Source organism: Leclercia sp. (genome assembly GCF_036780805.1).
Taxonomy (GTDB): Bacteria; Pseudomonadota; Gammaproteobacteria; order Enterobacterales; family Enterobacteriaceae; genus Enterobacter.
Window position 1 is genome coordinate 1 of sequence record NZ_DAIQCE010000020.1, and the last position, 22704, is coordinate 22704.

21 protein-coding genes are annotated in these 22704 nt (G+C 56.3%); 13 read left to right on the plus strand and 8 right to left on the minus strand.

Features of this window, described 5'->3' with window-relative positions; translation table 11 throughout:
- Positions 1–887: iron ABC transporter permease (locus V7Q49_RS22760; RefSeq protein ID WP_333855483.1), on the plus strand; the 887-nt coding region annotated here is incomplete at its 5' end.
- A gap of 129 nt (positions 888–1016) precedes the next feature.
- Here V7Q49_RS22760 and hemL read toward each other — a convergent pair.
- Positions 1017–2297 (minus strand): glutamate-1-semialdehyde 2,1-aminomutase, encoded by a 1281-nt coding sequence (gene hemL / locus V7Q49_RS22765; RefSeq protein ID WP_333855485.1) that lies wholly within the window; start codon positions 2295–2297, stop codon positions 1017–1019.
- 178 nt (positions 2298–2475) lie between these two features.
- Here hemL and clcA point away from each other — a divergent pair, with 178 nt between their 5' ends.
- Positions 2476–3852: a H(+)/Cl(-) exchange transporter ClcA gene (clcA, locus tag V7Q49_RS22770; protein ID WP_333855487.1), complete on the plus strand. Its 1377-nt coding sequence runs from the start codon at positions 2476–2478 to the stop codon at positions 3850–3852.
- A gap of 79 nt (positions 3853–3931) precedes the next feature.
- The gene (gene erpA / locus V7Q49_RS22775; RefSeq protein ID WP_142488288.1) at positions 3932–4276 is read left to right on the plus strand and encodes an iron-sulfur cluster insertion protein ErpA; all 345 of its coding nucleotides are present in this window, start codon (positions 3932–3934) and stop codon (positions 4274–4276) included.
- 95 nt (positions 4277–4371) lie between these two features.
- On the opposite strand, the gene V7Q49_RS22780 is transcribed toward erpA, so the two are convergent.
- From V7Q49_RS22780 to mtnN, 3 genes are read right to left on the minus strand one after another with little or no spacing between them, the layout of a single operon-like run.
- The gene (locus tag V7Q49_RS22780; protein WP_333855489.1) at positions 4372–4995 is read right to left on the minus strand and encodes a TRIC cation channel family protein; all 624 of its coding nucleotides are present in this window, start codon (positions 4993–4995) and stop codon (positions 4372–4374) included.
- Positions 4996–4997: 2 nt separating this feature from the next.
- Positions 4998–5813, minus strand: coding sequence for a vitamin B12 ABC transporter substrate-binding protein BtuF (gene btuF / locus V7Q49_RS22785; protein WP_333855491.1), 816 nt, complete (start codon positions 5811–5813; stop codon positions 4998–5000).
- Positions 5806–6504, minus strand: a complete 699-nt coding sequence (gene mtnN, locus V7Q49_RS22790; protein ID WP_333855493.1) for a 5'-methylthioadenosine/S-adenosylhomocysteine nucleosidase — start codon at positions 6502–6504, stop codon at positions 5806–5808. The genes btuF and mtnN overlap by 8 nt, the downstream gene beginning before the upstream one ends.
- Positions 6505–6586: 82 nt before the next feature.
- Between mtnN and dgt the strand changes: the two genes are divergently transcribed.
- The 3 genes from dgt to cdaR all read left to right on the plus strand — a co-directional run bounded on the left by dgt (position 6587) and on the right by cdaR (position 10991).
- Positions 6587–8101, plus strand: coding sequence for a dGTPase (gene dgt, locus V7Q49_RS22795; RefSeq protein WP_333855494.1), 1515 nt, complete (start codon positions 6587–6589; stop codon positions 8099–8101).
- A 130-nt stretch (positions 8102–8231) separates the two neighbouring features.
- Positions 8232–9674, plus strand: coding sequence for a serine endoprotease DegP (gene degP / locus V7Q49_RS22800; protein WP_333855496.1), 1443 nt, complete (start codon positions 8232–8234; stop codon positions 9672–9674).
- 159 nt (positions 9675–9833) lie between these two features.
- Entirely contained in the window at positions 9834–10991 is a 1158-nt protein-coding gene (gene cdaR / locus V7Q49_RS22805; RefSeq protein ID WP_039030313.1) for a DNA-binding transcriptional regulator CdaR, read from the plus strand.
- Positions 10992–11080: 89 nt separating this feature from the next.
- Here cdaR and V7Q49_RS22810 read toward each other — a convergent pair whose 3' ends face one another.
- The 4 genes from V7Q49_RS22810 to map all read right to left on the minus strand — a co-directional run bounded on the left by V7Q49_RS22810 (position 11081) and on the right by map (position 15968).
- Positions 11081–11470: a DUF3461 family protein gene (locus V7Q49_RS22810; protein ID WP_333855498.1), complete on the minus strand. Its 390-nt coding sequence runs from the start codon at positions 11468–11470 to the stop codon at positions 11081–11083.
- Between the two features lie 111 nt (positions 11471–11581).
- Positions 11582–12406 (minus strand): 2,3,4,5-tetrahydropyridine-2,6-dicarboxylate N-succinyltransferase, encoded by an 825-nt coding sequence (gene dapD / locus V7Q49_RS22815; protein WP_039030312.1) that lies wholly within the window; start codon positions 12404–12406, stop codon positions 11582–11584.
- 29 nt (positions 12407–12435) lie between these two features.
- Positions 12436–15111: a bifunctional uridylyltransferase/uridylyl-removing protein GlnD gene (gene glnD, locus V7Q49_RS22820; RefSeq protein WP_333855500.1), complete on the minus strand. Its 2676-nt coding sequence runs from the start codon at positions 15109–15111 to the stop codon at positions 12436–12438.
- Between the two features lie 62 nt (positions 15112–15173).
- Entirely contained in the window at positions 15174–15968 is a 795-nt protein-coding gene (gene map / locus V7Q49_RS22825) for a type I methionyl aminopeptidase (protein WP_333855503.1), read from the minus strand.
- 320 nt (positions 15969–16288) lie between these two features.
- Here map and rpsB point away from each other — a divergent pair, with 320 nt between their 5' ends.
- The 7 genes from rpsB (at position 16289) to cdsA (ending at position 22693) form a co-directional block, all read left to right on the plus strand.
- A complete protein-coding gene (rpsB, locus tag V7Q49_RS22830) occupies positions 16289–17014 on the plus strand; it encodes a 30S ribosomal protein S2 (protein ID WP_103178332.1) in 726 nt (241 codons plus the stop codon).
- A 117-nt stretch (positions 17015–17131) separates the two neighbouring features.
- Positions 17132–17983: a translation elongation factor Ts gene (tsf, locus tag V7Q49_RS22835; protein ID WP_039030310.1), complete on the plus strand. Its 852-nt coding sequence runs from the start codon at positions 17132–17134 to the stop codon at positions 17981–17983.
- A 150-nt stretch (positions 17984–18133) separates the two neighbouring features.
- Positions 18134–18859, plus strand: coding sequence for a UMP kinase (gene pyrH / locus V7Q49_RS22840; protein ID WP_166181630.1), 726 nt, complete (start codon positions 18134–18136; stop codon positions 18857–18859).
- 167 nt (positions 18860–19026) lie between these two features.
- Entirely contained in the window at positions 19027–19584 is a 558-nt protein-coding gene (gene frr, locus V7Q49_RS22845; RefSeq protein WP_032616614.1) for a ribosome recycling factor, read from the plus strand.
- A 95-nt stretch (positions 19585–19679) separates the two neighbouring features.
- Positions 19680–20879 carry a 1-deoxy-D-xylulose-5-phosphate reductoisomerase gene (ispC, locus tag V7Q49_RS22850; RefSeq protein WP_333855509.1) on the plus strand — a complete coding sequence of 400 codons (1200 nt, stop codon included), beginning with the start codon at positions 19680–19682 and terminating at the stop codon, positions 20877–20879.
- 185 nt (positions 20880–21064) lie between these two features.
- Positions 21065–21823: a (2E,6E)-farnesyl-diphosphate-specific ditrans,polycis-undecaprenyl-diphosphate synthase gene (gene ispU, locus V7Q49_RS22855; protein ID WP_333855512.1), complete on the plus strand. Its 759-nt coding sequence runs from the start codon at positions 21065–21067 to the stop codon at positions 21821–21823.
- A gap of 12 nt (positions 21824–21835) precedes the next feature.
- Positions 21836–22693, plus strand: coding sequence for a phosphatidate cytidylyltransferase (gene cdsA, locus V7Q49_RS22860; RefSeq protein ID WP_106994303.1), 858 nt, complete (start codon positions 21836–21838; stop codon positions 22691–22693).
- Positions 22694–22704: the final 11 nt, after the last annotated feature.

The following is a 22704-nucleotide window of genomic DNA, read 5'->3' on the forward strand; positions in this document are numbered from 1 at the left end:
TGGCGTTTGGCCGGGATGCCGCGGGCTGGCACTGGGCGAGCGGGGCGATGCTCGACGAGCTGCTGCCGTGGCGCGCGCCGCGTATTTTTGCCGCGCTGATTGCCGGGGTGATGCTGGCGGTCGCCGGGTGCATTATCCAGCGCCTGACCGGCAACCCGATGGCGAGCCCGGAAGTGTTGGGGATCAGCTCTGGTGCGGCGTTCGGCGTGGTGGTGATGCTGTTCTTTGTGCCGGGTAATGCCTTCGGCTGGCTGATGCCGGCGGGCAGTATCGGTGCGGCGGTCACGCTGCTGATCATCATGATTGCCGCCGGACGCGGCGGCTTCTCGCCGCATCGGATGCTGCTGGCGGGGATGGCGCTGAGCACCGCCTTCACCATGCTGCTGATGATGCTGCAGGCCAGCGGCGATCCGCGCATGGCGCAGATCCTGACCTGGATTGCCGGCTCGACCTATAACGCCACCAACGAACAGGTGGTGAGTACGGGGCTGGCGATGATCGTGCTGCTGGCGCTGGTGCCGCTGTGCCGTCGCTGGCTGACGGTGCTGCCGCTGGGGGGCGACACGGCCCGTTCGGTGGGGATGGCGCTGAGCGCCTCGCGCATCGGCCTGCTGCTGCTGGCGGCGTCGCTGACGGCTACCGCGACCCTGACCATTGGTCCGCTGAGCTTTATCGGGCTGATGGCGCCGCATATCGCGCGGATGATGGGCTTCCGTCGGACGATGCCGCACATTGTGATGTCGGCATTAACGGGGGGGATTTTGCTGGTGTTCGCTGACTGGTGCGGCCGGATGGTGCTGTTCCCGTATCAGATCCCGGCGGGGCTGCTGTCGACCTTTATCGGAGCGCCGTACTTTATCTATCTGCTGCGCAAGCAGAGTCGGTAAAACGTGCGGCCTGTTGCCCTCTCCCGCAGGGAGAGGGTGCAAACATAAAAAACGGCAACCATTTGGTTGCCGTTTTGCATTGACCTCGTAGGCCGGGTAAGGCGAAGCCGCCACCCGGCAAAACACCACTCAGAGCTTCGCAAACACCCGGCGCGCCGCATCGATGGTGTTATTGATATCCTCTTCGCTGTGCGCGACCGACATAAAGCCTGCCTCAAACGCTGACGGCGCCAGGTAGACACCTTCCTCCAGCATCAGATGGAAGAAACGCTTGAAGCGTTCAACGTCGCACTTCACCACGTCCTGATAGCGGGTCACGGTTTTCGCATCGGTGAAGAAGATGCCGAACATGCCGCCGACGTGGTTTACCACCAGCGGAATACCGGCCTCTTCAGCCGCGTCCAGCAGGCCGTTTGCCAGCTGGGTGGTGCGCTCGGTGAGGGTGGAGTGGATGCCCGGCTGCGCGACTTCGGTCAGACAGGCGAAACCTGCCGCCATGGCGATTGGGTTACCGGAGAGCGTACCCGCCTGATAGACCGGGCCGGTTGGGGCCAGCGCGTCCATTACCTCTCTACGACCACCAAAGGCACCTACCGGCATGCCGCCGCCGATGATTTTGCCGAGACAGGTCAGATCCGGAACCACGTCGTAATACGCCTGCGCACCCGCGAGGGCAACGCGGAAACCGGTCATCACTTCGTCGATAATCAGCAGCGCGCCGAACTCGTCGCACAGCGCCCGCAGGCCCTGCAGGAAGCCCGGCTGCGGTGGAATACAGTTCATATTGCCCGCTACCGGTTCGACGATGATGCAGGCAATCTCCTGCGGATACTGCTCAAAGGCGGCACGCACCGAATCGAGATCGTTATAGGTGCAGGTCAGGGTGTGCTTCGCGAAGTCTGCCGGCACGCCCGGGGAGTTCGGCTGGCCGAGGGTCAGCGCGCCGGAACCCGCTTTCACCAGCAGGCAGTCGGCGTGGCCGTGGTAGCAGCCTTCGAATTTGATGATTTTGTCACGGCCGGTAAAGCCGCGGGCCAGACGGATGGCGCTCATGGTCGCTTCGGTACCGGAGTTCACCATACGTACCATATCCATGGTCGGCACCAGCTCGGTCACCAGCGCCGCCATTTTCACTTCCATCTCGGTTGGCGCACCGAAACTTAACCCACGCTGTGCCGCTTCGATCACCGCGTTGCGGATCGCCGGGTGGTTATGTCCCAGCACCATCGGGCCCCATGAGCCGACATAATCGATATAGGCTTTGCCATCCACATCGTACAGATAGGCACCATCGGCACGTTCGATAAACAGCGGTGTACCGCCGACGCCGGTAAAGGCACGGACCGGGGAGTTCACACCACCGGGGATAAGCTCGCGGGCTGCACTGTAGAGGTTTTCAGACTTGCTCATGGCGTCGTTCCTGGCTCGTATAAAATGATTAAGCCCACTATTCTAAGTGATTCGTGGAAGGTTATGAAATGTTTACCCGGGTAATCCATTAACAATTGTTAAGTAATTTTCCCGAGACGGTGGGACGGTCTCTGGTAAAATCCCTGCGGCGATTTGTATGACGAAAAACTAACAGGCAATGAAAGCAGATTCTCCCTCATTTGAAGAACAACAGCTTGCGCGGGCGCGATACCGTATCAGCATCCGGCAGCTGCTTAACCGCGACAAGACTCCCCTGGCGATTTTGCTGGGTGCCGCCGTGGTCGGCACGCTGGCGGGGCTGGTAGGCGTCGCGTTCGAAAAGGCCGTTAATGCCGTGCTGAACTGGCGTATCGGTACCGTTGCGGGCTATGCCGATCGTGAAGGGCTGGTCTGGATCCTGGCGTTTGGTTTATCCGCCCTGTTGGCGATGGTCGGATATTTTTTGGTGCGTAAATTCGCCCCGGAAGCGGGCGGCTCGGGGATCCCTGAGATCGAAGGGGCGCTTGAAGAGCTGCGTCCGGTCCGCTGGTGGCGCGTCCTTCCCGTGAAGTTTATCGGCGGGATGGGGACGCTTGGCGCAGGGATGGTGCTCGGACGAGAAGGGCCGACCGTACAGCTGGGCGGTAACGTTGGCCGTATGGTCAGCGATCTGTTCAGGATGCGCAGCGCCGAAGCACGCCATACGTTGCTGGCAACCGGTGCCGCCGCGGGGCTTTCCGCCGCCTTTAATGCCCCGCTGGCGGGGATCCTGTTTATCATCGAGGAGATGCGCGCTCAGTTTCGCTATAACCTGATCTCGATTAAAGCGGTCTTCACCGGCGTGATTATGTCGAGCATTGTCTTTCGGCTGTTCAATGGCGAAGGGGCGGTGATTGAGGTCGGCAAGTTGACCAACGCGCCGGTCAATACGCTGTGGCTGTATCTGATCCTCGGCATGATTTTTGGCATTGTCGGCCCGCTGTTTAATGCGCTTATTATTCGCGCTCAGGATATGTTCCAGCGGATCCACGGCGGCAACACCACTAAATGGGTGCTGGTGGGCGGCCTGCTGGGTGGCGTGTGCGGCGTGCTGGGCTTTATCGAACCCAACGCGGCTGGCGGTGGCTTTGGCCTGATCCCCATTGCGGCGGCGGGTAATTTCAGCATCGGCCTGCTGCTGTTTATGTTTATCTCCCGGGTGATCACCACCGTACTCTGCTTCTCCTCCGGCGCGCCGGGGGGCATTTTTGCCCCGATGCTGGCGTTGGGCACGTTGCTGGGCACGGCTTTTGGCATGGCCGCTGCCGCCGGCTTCCCGGCGTATCATCTTGAGGCCGGCACCTTTGCCATCGCCGGAATGGGGGCGCTGCTGGCGGCATCGTTGCGCGCGCCGCTGACCGGGATCGTGCTGGTGCTGGAGATGACCGATAATTACCAGCTCATTTTGCCAATGATCATTACCTGCCTGGGGGCCACACTATTAGCCCAGTTCCTCGGCGGACAACCGCTATACTCCACCATTCTTGCCCGTACCCTGGCGAAGCAGAATACTTGAATGAATTACCAGGGTATTAGATAATGACAACAAGAATTGGGTGATTTTTACCCACTAGCAGTATTCATGGGAGCATAAGATGAGTGATGACGTAGCGCTGCCGTTGCAGTTTACCGAAGCAGCAGCCAAAAAAGTAAAAGACCTGATTGCCGATGAAGACAACCCGGCGCTGAAATTGCGTGTGTACATTACGGGCGGCGGCTGCAGCGGCTTCCAGTATGGTTTCACCTTTGACGATCAGGTTAACGACGGCGATATGACCATTGAGAAGCAGGGCGTTGCGCTGGTCGTTGACCCGATGAGCCTGCAGTATCTGGTGGGCGGCGCGGTGGACTATACCGAAGGTCTGGAAGGTTCCCGCTTTGTGGTGACCAACCCGAACGCAACCAGCACCTGCGGGTGTGGCTCGTCGTTCAGCATCTAAAGAGTGTGCGGCCGGGTGCCCTCACCCCGGCCCTCTCCCACAGGGAGAGGGAGCAAACACTAAAAACGGTAACCCTGAGGTTACCGTTTTGCTTTTTACCTTCCGTTCTCATCCAGCGCAAAGGTTGGCAGCTTCAGGTGCCAGCGGATTGCCGCCAGGCGGATCCCCAGCGTGACCACCATCCCCAGCATCGCCGCCTGTTCCAGCGGGACGTGAAACGTGTACCAGGCCGTGGCGTGGACGATCCCACCCAGAATACAGGCCGTAGCGTAGATTTCCGTTCTGAGGATCATCGGCACTTCGCGCGCCAGAATATCGCGGATAATCCCGCCGCCTACGCCGGTGACCACTCCCATACAGATCGCCACCAGCGGGCCGGTGTCGGCCATAAAGGCTTTGTTAACGCCAATGCCGACAAACACCGCGAGGCCAACCGCATCCAGCACCGGCAGCAGCCATTTCGGCAGGCGGCGCGGCTGACGGACCAGGATAATGGTTAACATACAGGTGACCATCGCCACCACCAGATCGGTGGGATCCTTGACCCAGAATACCGGGCCATGATCGAGCGCCATGTCGCGGATCGTTCCACCCCCCACGGCGGTGACCACCCCTAACACCAGCACGCCAAACGGATCCATGCGTAATTTACCGGCCAGCAGAACGCCGGAGATCGCAAAAACGGCTGTGCCAAGAATATCCAGCCAATAAACGAGCATCGTCATCCTCGTGATAATGAGTGGCTCTGCGACAGCGCAGAGCAGAGTTGTTTTGCGGCGAGGATAATACGCGGGCTCGCGCGCTCAAACCAGTCGCTGTTCAGCGGAATCACGGGTATTTTTAGCTGACTTTGCCAGTACTGTTCTATTTTAGGAATATCGCCCGCCGAACCGCCTACCACAATCGCCTGCGGCTGGCGCGCCAGCACCTGCTCACGGCTCACCTGAGGCCAGGGAACACGGCTGGCGGCAAAGATATTTTCACCACCGCACACCTCAACTATCTGATGTTGCAGGGAGCCCTGGCTGGTAGTGAACAGCGGCTGTTGGCCAAACTGGATAAATACCCGCTTTTTCGGCAGGGCGCCGTAGGTGGTTTTTAAGGCGGCATAATCGGTCAGCATTTGCTGTGCGGCCTGTCGGGCCTTGTCTGGCGTCGGGCTCCAGGGTGCGAGGTCACGAAGGGCCTGGGCGACCTGTTCAATGCTGGTAGCATCGATCCACTGCACTTTTATCCCGAGCGAGGCCAGCTGGTTCACCTGACGTTCTGCGTTGCCGCCACGCCAGGCCAGCACCAGATCCGGCTTCAGGGCAACGATACGTTCGACGTTCATCCCTTGCCAGGTGGCGACCTGCTCAATTTTCGCCGCTTCAGGAGGATAGTCGGAAAAGCTGCTGACCCCGACGGGGGTGATCCCGGCGGCAAAGGCCAGTTCGGTATTGGCGGGGGAGAGGGTAATCACACGCGGCGCGGCCAGAAGCCACGCCGGTGTCAGCAGAAACAGCGCCAGTAGCGCCCTGAGGAGCGGCTTAGCCACGCGCCAGTTTCTGTACCAGAGTCTCAACCATCAGGCTGGACTGTTTGGCAGCAACCACGAGGAATTCGTCGAAGCTCAGGTGAGACTGCTGATCCGCGACGTCAGAGATGGCGCGAACCACCACGAAGGGGACGCTGAAGTTATGGCAGACGTGGGCAATGGCGGTCGCTTCCATCTCAACGGCAATCGCCTGCGGGAAGTTATGACGGATTTTTGCCAGACTCACGGAGCCATTGATAAAGGCATCGCCGCTGACAATCAGGCCACGCACGGCGTTGAGGTTCAGCTCTGCGATGCAGCTTTCTGCAGCGGCAACCAGTTTTTCGTCGGCTTTAAAACCGGCCGGGCAGCCCGGGAGCTGGCCGTACTCGTAACCGAAGGCGGTCACGTCGGCGTCGTGATAGCGTGCTTCGTCAGAAACCACGATATCGCCGACTTTCAGGGTGGGTGCCAGGCCACCCGCAGAGCCGGTGTTAATAATCACGTCTGGCTTGCAGCGTTCCAGCAGCAGGGTAGCGCCCAGCGCGGCGGAAACTTTACCGATACCCGATTTCAGCAGAGCAACTTCTGTACCGTTCAGCGTGCCGGTGTAAATCTCGCAGCCACCCAGGGAGAGGGTCTGACGGTTCTCAATTTTGTCACGCAGCAGCGTAACTTCTTCTTCCATTGCTCCAATAATACCGATTTTCATAGATTTACTCGCGATGTGCCTTGTTAAGATGCATAGTCTATCATGCGCTTCAGGGGAAACGCATTCTCACGCGGGGGAGCACATGGCACCAATCGATTTTCGCACCAAGATTAACTGGCATCGCCGGTACCGCTCTCCGCAGGGGAACAAGAGCGAACATGAGATCCTGCGGATTTTCGAAAGCGACCGCGGGCGCATCGTTAACTCGCCGGCGATCCGCCGCCTGCAGCAAAAAACGCAGGTTTTTCCCCTCGAACGCAACGCCGCCGTGCGCACCCGTTTAACCCACTCGCTGGAGGTGCAGCAGGTTGGGCGCTATATCGCCAAAGAGATCTTAAGCCGCCTCAAGGAGCAGCGCCTGCTGGAGACCTACGGGCTGGATGAGCTGACCGGGCCGTTCGAGAGTATCGTTGAGATGGCGTGCCTGATGCACGACATCGGTAATCCCCCCTTTGGTCATTTTGGCGAAGCGGCCATCAATGACTGGTTCCGCCAGCGCCTGTTCCCCTCCGATGCCGCCAGCCAGCCGCTGAGCGACGATCGCTGTCTGGTGCAGGCTCTGCGGCTGCGTGACGGCGAAGAGACGCTGAACGGGCTGCGGCGCAAGGTGCGTCAGGATCTGTGCCATTTTGAAGGTAATGCGCAGGGCATCCGTCTGGTGCACTCCCTGATGCGCATGAACCTCACCTGGGCGCAGGTGGGATGCATTCTGAAATATACCCGCCCCGCCTGGTGGCAGGGTGAGCCTCCCGCAACGCACAACTATTTAATGAAAAAACCGGGCTACTATTTCTCGGAGGAGGCGTATATCGAGCGGCTCCGTCAGGAACTTTCCCTAACGCAGTATGCGCGTTTTCCATTGACCTGGATTATGGAGGCGGCTGACGATATTTCCTATTGCGTGGCCGATCTGGAAGATGCGGTAGAAAAAAGAATTTTCAGCGTCGAGGGGCTTTATCAGCATCTTTATGATGCCTGGGACAATCACGAGAAAGGGTCTTTGTTTTCACAGGTGGTTGAAAACGCCTGGGAGAAATCACGCTCCAATTCTCTCAGTCGCAGCACCGAAGATCAGTTCTTTATGTATTTACGCGTCAATACATTAAATAAGCTGGTGCCCTACGCGGCTGAGCGTTTTATCGACAACATCGAACAGATTTACCACGGTGAATTCAACCATGCGCTGCTGGAGGATGACAGTAGCTTCAGCCAACTGCTTGAACTCTATAAAAATGTCGCCATGCGGCATGTGTTCAGCCACCCGGAGGTGGAACAGCTGGAATTACAGGGCTATCGGGTGATAACCGGCCTGCTGGAGATCTACCGTCCGCTGCTACAATTATCCGCGGAGGAGTTCAGCGAGCTGGTTGAAAAGGAACGGATGCGCCGTTTCCCGATTGAATCCCGGCTATTTCATAAACTGTCGCCGCGCCATCGGCTGGCGTATGTGGAATCGGTCAGTAAATTTGACCGGCATCAGCCCGACTGGCCGGTGCTGGAGTTTTATTATCGCTGCCGCCTGATTCAGGACTATATCAGCGGAATGACAGATTTGTATGCATGGGATGAATATCGCAAGTTGATGGCGGTGGAATAAGGCTGAGTTTTGTAAAGACGACCAATAAATTTTTACTTTTTCCAGAAACTTAATGCCGGAACTAAGCGCGTCGAAACGAATCTGATATACACAGCAATTGTGCGTGACCTGTAAATCGAGATTAAGAAACATGAAAAAAACCACTTTAGCAATGAGTGCACTGGCTCTGAGTTTAGGTTTAGCGTTATCCCCTCTGTCTGCCAGCGCAGCAGAGACCGTCTCTTCCGCAGCCACTGCGCAACAGATGCCAAGCCTGGCACCGATGCTGGAAAAAGTGATGCCGTCGGTGGTGAGTATCAACGTCGAAGGCAGCACCACCGTCAACACGCCGCGCATGCCGCGTAACTTCCAGCAGTTCTTCGGCGATAACTCGCCGTTCTGCCAGGAAGGTTCGCCGTTCCAGAGTTCGCCATTCTGCCAGGGCGGTGGCCCGGGTGACGATGGCGGTAACGGCGGCGGTCAGCAGCAGAAGTTTATGGCGCTGGGCTCCGGCGTGATCATTGACGCGGCCAAAGGCTATGTCGTCACCAACAACCACGTAGTGGACAATGCCAGCACCATCAAGGTTCAGCTGAGCGACGGGCGCAAGCTTGACGCCAAAGTCGTCGGGAAAGACCCGCGCTCTGATATCGCCCTGATTCAGATTCAGGATCCGAAAAACCTGACCGCGATTAAGCTGGCCGACTCTGACGCGCTGCGCGTCGGGGATTACACCGTGGCGATCGGTAACCCGTTTGGTCTGGGTGAGACGGTCACCTCCGGTATCGTTTCTGCCCTCGGCCGTAGCGGTCTGAACGCGGAAAACTACGAAAACTTTATCCAGACCGATGCGGCGATTAACCGCGGTAACTCCGGTGGTGCGCTGGTCAACCTGAACGGTGAGCTGATCGGGATTAACACCGCGATCCTCGCCCCTGACGGCGGCAACATCGGGATTGGCTTTGCGATCCCAAGCAACATGGTGAAAAACCTGACCGCGCAGATGGTGGAGTTTGGCCAGGTGAAACGCGGTGAGCTGGGTATTCTGGGGACAGAGCTGAACTCCGAGCTGGCGAAAGCGATGAAAGTTGACGCCCAGCGCGGTGCCTTTGTCAGCCAGGTGATGCCGAACTCTTCCGCAGCAAAAGCGGGGATCAAAGCCGGGGATGTGATCACCACCCTGAACGGCAAACCGGTGAGCAGCTTCGCGGCACTGCGTGCGGAAGTGGGCTCTATGCCGGTGGGCAGCAAAGTCTCCCTGGGTCTGCTGCGTGAAGGGAAGCCGGTGACGGTGACGCTGGAACTGCAACAGAGCAGCCAGCAGAATCAGGCCGGTGCCGCCGCTGTCTTCAGCGGGATCGAAGGTGCGGATATGAGCAACAAAGGCCAGGATAAAGGCGTATCGGTAGAGAACGTCAAAGCCAACAGCCCGGCTGCCCGTATCGGCCTGAAGAAAGGGGACGTGATTATCGGTGCCAACCAGCAGCCGATTAAGAACGTCGACGAACTGCGCAAGATTCTCGACAGCAAACCAGCGGTGCTGGCGCTGAACATCCAGCGTGGCGATACCTCTCTCTATCTGCTGATGCAGTAATCTGTTCCGCCCCTGTTTCTGCCTGGAAACAGGGGCTTTTTCATTCCTTTCTGTGAACCCTTCCACAAGTCCATACTTCTCCCTGTGAGTTTGTGCATTTGCACAATGCGGCCCTGATTAATCTTCCTTATGCTTGAGCTCTGCTCAGAGGAGGGCGACATGGCTGGCTGGCATCTTGATACCAAAATGGCGCAGGATATCGTGGCGCGAACAATGCGCATCATCGACACCAATATAAACGTGATGGATGCACGTGGCCGGATTATTGGCAGTGGCGATCGCGAGCGTATTGGGGAATTGCACGAAGGTGCGCTGCTGGTGCTCTCTCAGGGGCGCGTAGTGGATATTGATGACGCGGTGGCGCGGCATCTGCATGGCGTGCGCCAGGGGATCAACCTGCCGCTGCGTCTGGAGGGCGAGATTGTTGGGGTTATTGGCCTGACCGGCGAGCCGGAATCCTTGCGCAAATACGGCGAGCTGGTCTGTATGACGGCAGAGATGATGCTGGAACAATCCCGTCTGATGCACCTCCTGGCGCAGGACAGCCGCCTGCGTGAAGAGCTGGTCATGAACCTGATTCAGGCAGAAGAGCATACCCCGGCGCTGACCGAATGGGCGCAGCGTCTGGGCATTGACCTCAACCAGCCCCGCGTGGTGGCGGTGATTGAGGTCGACAGCGGTCAGCTGGGGGTCGATAGCGCGATGGTGGAGCTGCAGCAGTTGCAGAACGCCCTGGCGACGCCGGAGCGCAATAACCTGGTGGCGATCGTTTCGCTGACCGAGATGGTGGTACTTAAACCGGCATTAAACCAGTTTGGGCGCTGGGATGCGGAAGATCACCGTCGGCGGGTGGAGCAATTAATCGCGCGGATGAAAGAGAACGGACAGCTGCGTTTTCGGGTGGCATTAGGCAACTACTTTACCGGGCCAGGCAGCATTGCCCGTTCCTGGCGTACGGCCCGCACCACGATGATGGTCGGCAAGCAGCGAATGCCGGAAAATCGCAGCTACTTTTATCAGGATCTAATGCTGCCGGTGCTGCTCGACAGCCTGCGCGGCGGCTGGCAGGCCAACGAACTGGCCCGCCCGCTGGTACGTCTGAAAGCGATGGATAATAACGGCCTGCTGCGGCGCACGCTGCAGGCGTGGTTCCGCCATAACGTGCAGCCGCTGGCCACCTCAAAGGCGCTCTTTATTCATCGCAATACGCTGGAGTACCGCCTGAACCGTATTTCTGAGTTAACCGGGTTGGATCTGGGGAATTTTGACGATCGGCTGTTGTTGTATGTGGCGTTGCAGTTGGATGAACAGCGGTGATGTTGTTTGCCGGGTGGCGGCTGCGCCTTACCCGGCCTACGAAAACAGGTAGGCCCGGTAAGCGTAGCGCCACCGGGCAATAAAGCGACTTATTTATTACGGGTCAACTTCTCAAGATCGGCTTCGATTTCGGCGATCTTGTGGGTAACGACGCTTTCCAGATGACGCAGGTCATCCAGGATCTTCCGCTTCAGATCCACTTCAGTGCGATCGCGCTGGCAAATCTGATCCAGCTCATCAATCACATAGCGCAGATTCGGGCTGATCTCCTGCACCTCTTTGTAACCCTGGCCGACGCCATCGGCAACGACAGTTTTACGCTGGCGTGGATATTTAAACTTCACGCTCTTGGCGAAGAACTCGCCTTTATCCTTGTGGAAATAGATTTTCAGGATATCGTTGTTGGCTTCCTGACGGAGGCTGTAACGGTCAATTTCATCAGGATTAGTAATGCCCAGACTTTTCAGATTATCGTACATAGCGGTACCCTTGATCTCAACATAACCCATGAATAATTCACGAAAAAATCTATTTTCGCCACCCTCAGATATAAAAAAAGCGGGGTTGCCCCCGCTTTTTGTTATACCCGATTAATCGATGGTACGCAGCAGTTCGTTGATGCCAACTTTGCCGCGGGTTTTCGCATCGACTTTTTTGACGATAACCGCACAGTAGAGGCTGTATTTGCCATCTTTTGATGGCAGGTTGCCGGAGACCACCACGGAACCCGCCGGTACGCGACCGTAATGTACTTCGCCGGTTTCGCGATCGTAAATACGGGTGCTCTGGCCGATATAAACGCCCATGGAGATCACGGAGCCTTCTTCCACGATCACGCCTTCAACCACTTCGGAGCGTGCGCCGATGAAGCAGTTGTCTTCGATGATGGTCGGGTTCGCCTGCAGCGGCTCCAGAACACCACCGATACCCACGCCGCCGGAGAGGTGTACGTTTTTACCGATCTGCGCACAGGAGCCCACGGTTGCCCAGGTATCCACCATGGTGCCTTCGTCAACGTAAGCGCCGATGTTCACATAGGATGGCATCAGCACGGTGTTGCGGGCGATAAACGCACCCTGACGCACCGCTGCCGGTGGTACCACGCGGAAACCTTCTTTCTGGAAACGCGCTTCGTCGTAATCAGCGAATTTCATCGGGACTTTATCGAAGTAGCGGCTTTCCGCACCGTCGATAACCTGGTTATCGTTAATACGGAAAGAGAGCAGTACCGCTTTCTTCAGCCACTGATGAGTGACCCACTGACCGTCGATCTTCTCGGCTACACGCAGTGCGCCGGAATCAAGCAGAGAAATCACCTGATTAACCGCCTCACGGGTCACGGTATCCACATTTGCCGGAGTAATGTCGGCGCGACGCTCAAAAGCGGACTCAATAACGTTCTGTAACTGCTGCATAGTTCAACTCTTTCCAGGTAAAAAAAACATCACCCTTTATCGTTTGGATTGAGGGCTGCTGTCAACCGTTGTTGCACTTCCTGTTGCAGGGCATTATTAAGCCCACGACGGTCGGCTGTGGCGATTATAAATAAATCTTCTACTCGCTCGCCAATGGTTGTAATTCTGGCGCCGTGCAGCGAAATTCCCAGATCGGCAAACACCTGCCCAACCCGCGCCAGCAGCCCAGGCTGGTCGAGGGCGATCAGCTCGAGGAAGGATTTTCGGTCGGTATGCGTCGGCAGGAAATTGACCTCGGTATCGACGGTAAAGTGGCGCAGTTTGGCCGGCTGCCGACGCGGCTGCGGTGGCTGCCAGCTGTGCTGGGTGATCGCCTGCTCCAGCCCGTAGCGAATTGGCTCGTGACGATCCGCCGACAGCGGACTGCCGTCCGGCTCCAGTACGATAAAGGTATCCATCGCCATGCCGTCGCGGGTCGTGAAGATCTGCGCATCGTGCACGCTGAGGTTACGGCGGTCGAGTTCCGCGCAGACCGCGGCAAACAGGTAAGCGCGGTCAGGGCTCCAGATAAAGATCTCCGTTCCCCCGCGGGTGGCCTGCGGACTGAGCAGGATCAGCGGCTTAGTCAGGTCGTGCTGCAGCAGATGGCGTGCGTGCCAGGCCAGCTGGTTCGGGCTGTGGCGCACAAAATAGTTGGCGCGACAGCGGGCCCAAATCAGATGCAGCGCCTCTTCATTTATATTCTCCATCCGCAACAGCGCCAGGGCCTGCATCTGGTGATGGCGCACGCGCTCGCGCATGTCCGGCGTGCTCTGCATCCCGCGACGCAGCTGCTTCTCGGTGGCGAAGTAGAGTTCGCGCAGCAGGCTCTGCTTCCAGCTGTTCCACAGCGTTTCGTTGGTGGCGCAGATATCGGCTACCGTCAGGCAGACCAGGAAACGCAGGCGATTCTCAGTCTGCACCGCTTCGGCAAACTGTTTGATCACCTCGGGATCCTGAATATCGCGCCGCTGGGCGGTGACCGACATCAGCAGGTGATGGCGTACCAGCCAGGCGACCAGCTGGGTTTCGCGCGAATTGAGCCCGTGCAGCTCGGCGAATTTCAGCACATCTTCCGCGCCCAGAATTGAGTGGTCACCGCCGCGCCCTTTGGCAATGTCATGGAACAGGGCAGCAATCAGGATCAGCTCCGGGTTGGTCAGCCGCGGCCACAGTTCCACGCAGAGCGGGTGGCGGCTGCGCACCTCCTCCTGGGCGAAGCTTTCCAGCTTCAGCATCACGCGGATGGTGTGCTCATCAACGGTATAGGCATGGAACAGGTCAAACTGCATCTGGCCGACAATATGCGACCACTGCGGCATATAGGCCCAGAGTACGCTGTGACGGTGCATCGGCAGCAGCCCGCGGCTGACCGCACCGGGGTGGCGCAACATGCTCAGAAACAGCGATCGCGCTTCCGGGATGTAGCACAAAGGCTGGGTCAGATGGCGGCGGGCATGGCGCAGGTGGCGCAGGGTGGTGGAGTAGATCCCGGTGATGGTGCTGTTACGCACCATGGCGTAGAACATCCGCAGGATCGCTTCTGGCTTACGGATAAACAGCGTTTCGTCGCGCAGGTCGATTAAGGTGCCGCGCAGCTGGAACTCATCATCAATCGGGCGCGGTTTTTCATCCGCGGTCAGGGCCAGGATCGCCTCGTCGAACAGCTGTAACAGCATCTGATTCAGTTCACCCACGCGACGGGTGACGCGGAAGAAGTCCTTCATCATCTGTTCGACCGGCTCGTTGCCCTCGCCGCTGTAGTGCAGGCGCTGGGCGACGCTCAGCTGACGGTCGAACAGCAGGCGATTATCGTAGCGGGTCACTTCAAGATGCAGGGCAAACCGGATGCGCCACAGCAGATGCAGACACTCATTCAGCTCGGTCCGTTCGGCTTCGGTGAGAAAACCAAAGCCGACCATCTCATCCAGCGAGGTGGCGCCGAAATGGCGTCGGGCGACCCACTGTAGGGTGTGAATGTCGCGCAGGCCGCCGGGGCTGCTTTTGATATCCGGCTCCAGGTTGTAGCTGGTGCCGTGGTAGCGCTGGTGACGCACCTGCTGCTCATCGACCTTCGCGGCGAAGAACTTCTCCGACGGCCAGAAGCCGTCGCTGAAAATGTGCTTTTGCAGCTCCAGGAACAGGGCCACGTCGCCGATCAGCAGGCGCGATTCAATCAGGTTGGTGGCGACGGTGAGATCGGATAACCCCTCCAGCAGGCACTCTTCCAGAGTGCGCACGCTGTGGCCGATTTCAAGCTTAACGTCCCACAGCAGGGTCAGCAGCTCGCCGATTTTCTGCGCCTGTTCGTCAGCCAGCTTTTTCCGGCTCAGGATCAGCAGGTCGATATCCGACAGGGGATGCAGCTCGCCGCGGCCATAGCCGCCGACGGCGACCAGCGCCACGTCGCCCAGTTGGCCGAAACCGTAATTAATCCATAAGCGCTGCAGGAGCTGATCGATGAATTCCGTACGCGCTTCGATAAGCGCTTCGGCGGAGATCCCGCTGTCAAAGGCGTCACCCAGCCAGCGCTGGAAGGTATCGATATGCGCTTTGATGCCGGCGCAGGTCAGATCGGCCGTCGGCCAGACGCCGGGGTTATCCGGCTGGTCAGGCAGGGTGGGGAGTGCCGTATTGGCATACTGTTCGGGTAAAAGATTACTCATTGCGCGCCACCCATAAGAAAAAACGATAGCCATTAAAAAAGCCGGCATTTGCCGGCTTCTTATCATGCGTCTTGCGAGAGTATCGCCGGGATGGTGTCATCCTTGCGTAACGTCAGAATTTCGCAGCCGTTGTCGGTCACCACAATAGTATGCTCGTACTGGGCAGACAAGCTCCGGTCTTTGGTTTTCACCGTCCAGCCATCTTTCATGGTACGGATGCGGTAGTCGCCGGCGTTGACCATCGGCTCGATGGTGAAGGTCATGCCCGCCTGGAGCACCACGCCGCCGTCATCCGCATCATAGTGCAGAACCTGTGGCTCTTCGTGGAAGACACGGCCAATCCCGTGACCGCAGTATTCGCGCACCACGGAGAAACCTTCTGCTTCAACGAATTTCTGGATAGCCGCACCGAGGGTACGCAGACGAATGCCCGGCTTGACCATCTTCAGGGCCAGGTAGAGGCTCTCCTGGGTCACTTTACACAGGCGCTCCCCCAGAATGGTCGGTTTGCCGACGATGAACATTTTGGAGGTGTCACCGTGGTACTCGTCTTTAATGACGGTCACGTCGATGTTGACGATGTCGCCATCTTTCAGCAGCTTTTCGTCATCCGGGATGCCATGGCAAACCACTTCATTAATAGAGATGCAGACTGATTTTGGGAAGCCGTGGTAGTTAAGGCATGCGGAGACCGCCTGCTGCTCGTTCACGATGTAATCATTACAGATGCGGTCCAGTTCGCCGGTGCTGACGCCCGGTTTGACGAACGGCTCGATCATTTCCAGCACTTCAGCGGCCAGACGACCGGCGACGCGCATCTTTTCAATTTCTTCAGGTGTCTTAATAGAGATAGCCATGTAATCTGTCCATCAGTGTCGTTTTTTTCGACAATACTAGTCTAAGTGTTGTCAATGGTATCAGTCTGGCGCACATGCTGCCAAATTGAGATTCCTTCACCGCACACACCGCCAACAATTGTTGGTTTCGGGTAGCGTTTTGTGGTATAAAGCGCGCCGGACTTCCGATCCATTTCAGATACACAGGATGGACGGGAGCGACAAATCTCACTTTGTGTAACAACACACACGTATCGGCACATATTCCGGGGTGCCCTTTGGGGTCGGTAATATGGGATACGTGGAGGCATAACCCCAACTTTTAAATAGAGGTTTTAAACATGGCAACTGTTTCCATGCGCGACATGCTCAAGGCTGGTGTTCACTTCGGTCACCAGACCCGTTACTGGAACCCGAAAATGAAGCCTTTCATCTTCGGCGCGCGTAACAAAGTTCACATCATCAACCTTGAGAAAACTGTACCAATGTTCAACGAAGCCCTGGCTGAGCTGAACAAGATCTCTTCCCGTAAAGGTAAGATTCTGTTCGTTGGTACTAAGCGCGCTGCAAGCGAAGCTGTGAAAGAAGCTGCTAACAGCTGCGACCAGTTCTTCGTGAACCATCGCTGGCTGGGCGGTATGCTGACTAACTGGAAAACCGTTCGTCAGTCTATCAAGCGCCTGAAAGATCTGGAAACCCAGTCTCAGGACGGTACTTTCGAAAAGCTGACCAAAAAAGAAGCGCTGATGCGCACTCGTGAGCTGGACAAGCTGGAAAACAGCCTGGGCGGTATCAAAGATATGGGCGGCCTGCCAGACGCGCTGTTCGTTATCGATGCTGACCACGAGCACATCGCAATCAAAGAAGCTAACAACCTGGGTATCCCAGTATTCGCAATCGTTGATACCAACTCCGATCCGGACGGTGTTGACTTCGTTATCCCGGGTAACGACGATGCAATCCGTGCTGTTAGCCTGTACCTGAGCGCTGTAGCTACTACCGTTCGTGAAGGCCGTTCCCAGGATCTGGCTTCTCAGGCGGAAGAAAGCTTCGTAGAAGCTGAATAATAAGGTTCTACCCCTTATTAGTACCGTGTATGAATAGGGGCCCATTATCGGCCCCTTTTTTCAATTTATACTGTTTGGCTTCTGGCCGGGCAGTTCACATCTCCCGAGGATTTAAGAATGGCTGAAATTACCGCATCCCTGGTAAAAGAGCTGCGTGAACGTACTGGCGCAGGCATGATGGATTGCAAAAAAGCGCTGACTGAAGCGAACGGCGACATCGAGCTGGCAATCGAAAACATGCGTAAATCTGGTGCGATCAAAGCAGCTAAAAAAGCAGGCAACGTTGCTGCTGACGGCGTGATCATCACTAAGATCGACGGCACCTACGGCATCATTCTGGAAGTTAACTGCCAGACTGACTTCGTTGCTAAAGATGGCGGTTTCCAGGCATTTGCTAACAAAGTTCTGGACGCAGCTATTGCTGGCAAAATCACTGACGTTGAAGTTCTGAAAGCACAGTTCGAAGAAGAGCGTGTTGCCCTGGTTGCTAAAATCGGTGAGAACATTAACATCCGTCGCGTTTCTTCCCTGGAAGGCGACGTACTGGGTTCATACCAGCACGGTGCGCGTATCGGTGTTCTGGTTGCGGCTAAAGGCGCTGACGAAGAGCTGGTTAAACAGCTGGCAATGCACATCGCTGCAAGCAAGCCAGAATTCGTTAAGCCAGAAGACGTGTCTGCTGAAGTAGTAGAAAAAGAGTACCAGGTTCAGCTGGACATCGCCATGCAGTCTGGCAAGCCAAAAGAAATCGCAGAGAAAATGGTTGAAGGCCGCATGAAGAAATTCACCGGCGAAGTTTCTCTGACTGGCCAGCCTTTCGTTATGGATCCAAGCAAAACTGTTGCTCAGCTGCTGAAAGAGCACAACGCTGACGTAACTGGCTTCATCCGCTTCGAAGTGGGCGAAGGCATCGAGAAAGTTGAGACTGACTTCGCAGCAGAAGTTGCTGCAATGTCCAAGCAGTCTTAATCAGCGAAAAGAAGCCGCCTGAGGGCGGCTTCTTTTTGTGTACGTTATGTGTAAATCAGCCAGATGCCTATAGTGTCTGTGTTGAGATGCGATATATCATGTCGCCAGAATTAACCCCATCTTAATCGTTGACAGTCCCAGGAAAGAAATATGGCTACCAATGCAAAACCCGTTTACAAACGCATTCTGCTTAAGCTGAGTGGCGAAGCGCTGCAAGGGTCGGAAGGCTTCGGTATTGACGCAAGCATCCTTGACCGCATGGCGCAGGAAATCAAAGAACTGGTTGAACTGGGTATCCAGGTTGGCGTAGTCATTGGCGGTGGTAACCTTTTCCGTGGCGCGGGTCTGGCAAAAGCAGGCATGAATCGCGTGGTGGGCGACCACATGGGTATGCTGGCAACGGTCATGAATGGCCTGGCTATGCGTGATGCACTGCATCGTGCCTATGTGAATGCACGCCTGATGTCCGCTATTCCGTTGAATGGCGTGTGTGATAACTACAGCTGGGCCGAAGCTATCAGCCTGCTGCGCAACAACCGCGTGGTGATCCTCTCCGCCGGTACGGGTAACCCGTTCTTTACTACCGATTCCGCGGCCTGCCTGCGCGGTATTGAGATCGAAGCCGACGTGGTATTGAAAGCGACCAAAGTCGATGGCGTGTTTACTGCCGATCCGGCAAAAGATCCTGCTGCGACCATGTACGATCAGCTGTCCTATAGCGAAGTGCTGGATAAAGAGCTGAAAGTAATGGATCTTGCCGCCTTCACGCTGGCTCGTGACCACAAACTGCCGATCCGTGTCTTCAACATGAACAAACCTGGCGCACTGCGTCGCGTGGTCATGGGTGAAAAAGAAGGCACTTTGATCACGGAATAATTTCCGTCGACGATAAATACAGGTAAGATTCCGCTTTACTTTGTAGTGATATCTTACCTGGACGCGCCTTTGGCGTTGTCATGAATTAAACGCGACTATACTTAGCACACCTGTAGCGATGTGCTGGTGGATAGTCTGCCTGAGACAAGTTTCCAAGGATTCGTAACGTGATTAACGACATCAGAAAAGATGCTGAAGTACGCATGGACAAATGCGTAGAAGCGTTCAAAACCCAAATCAGCAAAATCCGTACTGGCCGTGCTTCTCCAAGCCTGCTGGATGGCATCGTCGTGGAATACTACGGTACGCCAACCCCGCTGCGTCAGCTGGCACAGGTGACGGTAGAAGATACCCGTACGCTGAAGATCAACGTCTTCGATCGTTCAATGGGCCCGGCCGTTGAGAAAGCCATCATGGCCTCCGATCTGGGTCTGAACCCAAGCTCTGCAGGCACGGATATCCGTGTTCCACTGCCAGCGCTGACCGAAGAGCGTCGTAAAGATCTGATCAAAGTGGTACGTGGTGAAGCAGAGCAGGGTCGTGTGGCCGTGCGTAACGTTCGCCGTGACGCGAACGATAAAGTGAAAGCACTGCTGAAAGACAAAGAGATCAGCGAAGATGACGATCGCCGTTCTCAGGACGACGTGCAGAAACTGACCGATGCGGCTATCAAGAAACTTGATGCGGCGCTGGCAGAAAAAGAAGCGGAACTGATGCAGTTCTGATTTCTGACGTAATCTGATAAAACGCCGTACAGAAGGCCCGATGGGCTTTGCTGGCGGCGTTTTGCTTTGCTGGTTTCACTACTTCTGGATAATTCATGAAGCAATTAACACTCCTCGGCTCAACCGGCTCCATCGGTTGCAGCACGCTCGACGTCGTTCGCCACAATCCTGAACACTACACCGTGGCCGTGCTGGTCGCCGGGAAAAACGTTCAGCGGATGGTTGAACAGTGTCTTGAGTTTTCGCCACGCTATGCGGTTATGGACGACGAGGAGAGTGCTCGCCAGGTAAAAGCGTTGCTGATTGAGAACGGCAGCCGGACCGAGGTATTAAGCGGTCAGCAGGCCGCCTGCGACATGGCAGCCCTGGATGACGTAGACCAGGTGATGGCGGCTATCGTAGGTGCTGCGGGCCTGCTGCCGACGCTGGCAGCGATCGATGCCGGGAAAACGGTGCTGCTGGCCAATAAAGAGTCGCTGGTAACCTGCGGACGCCTGTTTATGGAGGCGGTGAAGCAGCGCGGTGCGCGTCTTTTGCCGGTAGATAGCGAACATAACGCTATTTTTCAGAGTTTACCGCAACCGTTCCAGCAAAACCTGGGGTACGCTGATCTGGAGCAGAATGGCGTCTCTTCTATCCTGCTTACCGGGTCTGGTGGCCCGTTCCGAGATACGCCGTTGTCTGACCTGGTCTCAATGACCCCGGATCAGGCCTGTCGTCATCCGAACTGGTCGATGGGGCGTAAAATCTCCGTTGATTCTGCCACCATGATGAATAAAGGTCTGGAATACATTGAAGCCCGCTGGTTATTTAACGCCTCGGCAGCGCAGATGGAAGTGTTGATCCACCCGCAGTCGGTGATCCACTCCATGGTCCGTTATCGGGATGGCAGCGTGATGGCGCAGTTAGGCGAGCCCGATATGCGTACGCCTATCGCCCATACGATGGCGTGGCCAAACCGCGTGGTCTCCGGCGTTAAGCCGCTCGACTTCTGCAAATTAAGTGCGCTAACGTTCAGTGCGCCGGATTATCAGCGCTATCCATGCCTGAAGCTGGCGATGGAGGCATTCGAGCAGGGACAAGCGGCGACAACCGCTCTCAACGCGGCAAACGAAGTGGCTGTCGCGGCCTTTCTTGAACAGCGGATCCGCTTTACGGATATCGCTGCGCTGAACCTGTCCGTTCTTGAGGCAATAGATTTACGCGAGCCGCAGAGTGTGGATGATGTGCTGACCGTCGATGCAAAAGCCAGGCTCACGGCGCAAAAAGCGGTGACGCACCTCGCAAGCTGGTGATAATCCAGCCGCGTGTGGTCATGCTATTTGTTAGCGTTGGGCTTCAGTGATATAGTCTGCGCCACCTGATTACGGGTAGTTGACGTTACGTGGTCAGGTAAGCCGTGGTATGACACGGCTTTTTTACGTAAAGGCTTCAGTATTCCTGAGTACCGTTAAATCCTTTCAGGGACCAAAAACGCGTTATGTTGTCTGCGAATCAACCAATAAGCGAGAACTTGCCAGCACATGGCTGTCGTCATGTAGCAATCATCATGGATGGCAATGGCCGCTGGGCGAAAAGACAAGGGAAGATCCGAGCCTTTGGGCATAAAGCTGGGGCGAAATCTGTGCGCCGCGCCGTTTCTTTTGCCGCCAATAACGGCATTGACGCGTTAACGCTCTATGCTTTCAGCAGTGAAAACTGGAATCGACCTGCGCAGGAAGTTAGCGCGTTGATGGAATTGTTCGTGTGGGCGCTCGACAGCGAAGTAAAAAGCCTGCACCGCCACAACGTTCGCCTGCGTATTATCGGCGATACCAGTCGTTTTAACTCACGTCTCCAGGAACGCATTCGTAAAGCGGAAGCGTTAACCGGGCAAAACACCGGCTTAACGCTCAATATCGCGGCGAATTATGGCGGACGTTGGGATATTGTCCAGGGTGTACGGCATTTGGCTAAACAAGTTCAGGAAGGGCTATTACAGCCGGACCAGATTGATGAAGAGGCGCTGAGTCAGCAAATCTGCATGAGTGAACTGACACCCGTGGATTTAGTAATTAGGACAGGGGGAGAACATCGCATCAGTAACTTTTTGCTGTGGCAAATTGCCTACGCCGAACTTTACTTTACAGATGTTCTTTGGCCCGAATTTGATGAACAAGACTTTGAAGGTGCGCTGCATGCCTTTGCCAATCGAGAGCGTCGTTTCGGTGGTACCGAGCCTGGTGGCGACAACGCCTGATGGGGGTAGCTTTTGCTGAAGTATCGCCTGATTTCTGCGTTTGTTTTAATACCTGTTGTCATCGCGGCGCTGTTTTTACTGCCACCGGTGGGCTTCGCTATTGTCACACTGGTCGTTTGCATGCTTGCAGCATGGGAATGGGGGCAGTTTAGCGGCTTTACCTCGCGTTCTCAGCGGGTATGGCTGGCGGTGCTATGTGGCCTGATACTGGCGCTGATGCTCTTTATGCTGCCAGAGTACCATCACAATATTCATCAGCCGATAATAGCGGGTTCGCTCTGGCTTTCGCTGGGATGGTGGCTGGCAGCACTGCTGCTGGTGCTCTTCTATCCCGGTTCGGCGTCGCTATGGCGTAATTCAAAATTACTGCGCCTCTGTTTTGGGCTATTCACCATCGTTCCTTTCTTCTGGGGAATGCTTGCCCTCCGTACCTGGCACTACGACGACAATCCTTACAGCGGGGCGTTATGGCTGCTTTATGTCATGATTCTCGTCTGGGGGGCTGACTCTGGCGCCTATATGTTTGGTAAACTGTTTGGCAAACATAAACTGGCACCTAAGGTCTCTCCGGGCAAAACCTGGCAGGGCTTTATCGGCGGCCTGTTTACGGCGGCGATTATCTCCTGGGGTTATGGCGTATGGGCCAACCTTGAGGTGGCACCGGCAACATTATTGGTCTGTTCAATTGTCGCAGCGTTGGCTTCCGTGCTGGGTGATTTGACCGAAAGTATGTTTAAGCGTGAAGCAGGGATCAAAGACAGTGGCAATCTTATTCCAGGGCACGGTGGTATCCTGGATCGCATAGACAGCCTGACGGCGGCAGTTCCCGTGTTTGCTTGCCTGTTTTTGCTGGTGTTTGGGACGATTTAACGGAAGGTTTT

Excerpts from the sequence above, each read along its gene's own strand:
- hemL (WP_333855485.1), bottom strand. The coding sequence starts at position 2,297 with ATGAGCAAGTCTGAAAACCTCTACAGTGCAGCCCGCGAGCTTATCCCC.
- clcA (WP_333855487.1), top strand. The coding sequence starts at position 2,476 with ATGAAAGCAGATTCTCCCTCATTTGAAGAACAACAGCTTGCGCGGGCG.
- erpA (WP_142488288.1), top strand. The coding sequence starts at position 3,932 with ATGAGTGATGACGTAGCGCTGCCGTTGCAGTTTACCGAAGCAGCAGCC.
- V7Q49_RS22780 (WP_333855489.1), bottom strand. The coding sequence starts at position 4,995 with ATGCTCGTTTATTGGCTGGATATTCTTGGCACAGCCGTTTTTGCGATC.
- mtnN (WP_333855493.1), bottom strand. The coding sequence starts at position 6,504 with ATGAAAATCGGTATTATTGGAGCAATGGAAGAAGAAGTTACGCTGCTG.
- dgt (WP_333855494.1), top strand. The coding sequence starts at position 6,587 with ATGGCACCAATCGATTTTCGCACCAAGATTAACTGGCATCGCCGGTAC.
- degP (WP_333855496.1), top strand. The coding sequence starts at position 8,232 with ATGAAAAAAACCACTTTAGCAATGAGTGCACTGGCTCTGAGTTTAGGT.
- cdaR (WP_039030313.1), top strand. The coding sequence starts at position 9,834 with ATGGCTGGCTGGCATCTTGATACCAAAATGGCGCAGGATATCGTGGCG.
- V7Q49_RS22810 (WP_333855498.1), bottom strand. The coding sequence starts at position 11,470 with ATGTACGATAATCTGAAAAGTCTGGGCATTACTAATCCTGATGAAATT.
- dapD (WP_039030312.1), bottom strand. The coding sequence starts at position 12,406 with ATGCAGCAGTTACAGAACGTTATTGAGTCCGCTTTTGAGCGTCGCGCC.
- glnD (WP_333855500.1), bottom strand. The coding sequence starts at position 15,111 with ATGAGTAATCTTTTACCCGAACAGTATGCCAATACGGCACTCCCCACC.
- map (WP_333855503.1), bottom strand. The coding sequence starts at position 15,968 with ATGGCTATCTCTATTAAGACACCTGAAGAAATTGAAAAGATGCGCGTC.
- rpsB (WP_103178332.1), top strand. The coding sequence starts at position 16,289 with ATGGCAACTGTTTCCATGCGCGACATGCTCAAGGCTGGTGTTCACTTC.
- tsf (WP_039030310.1), top strand. The coding sequence starts at position 17,132 with ATGGCTGAAATTACCGCATCCCTGGTAAAAGAGCTGCGTGAACGTACT.
- pyrH (WP_166181630.1), top strand. The coding sequence starts at position 18,134 with ATGGCTACCAATGCAAAACCCGTTTACAAACGCATTCTGCTTAAGCTG.
- ispC (WP_333855509.1), top strand. The coding sequence starts at position 19,680 with ATGAAGCAATTAACACTCCTCGGCTCAACCGGCTCCATCGGTTGCAGC.
- ispU (WP_333855512.1), top strand. The coding sequence starts at position 21,065 with ATGTTGTCTGCGAATCAACCAATAAGCGAGAACTTGCCAGCACATGGC.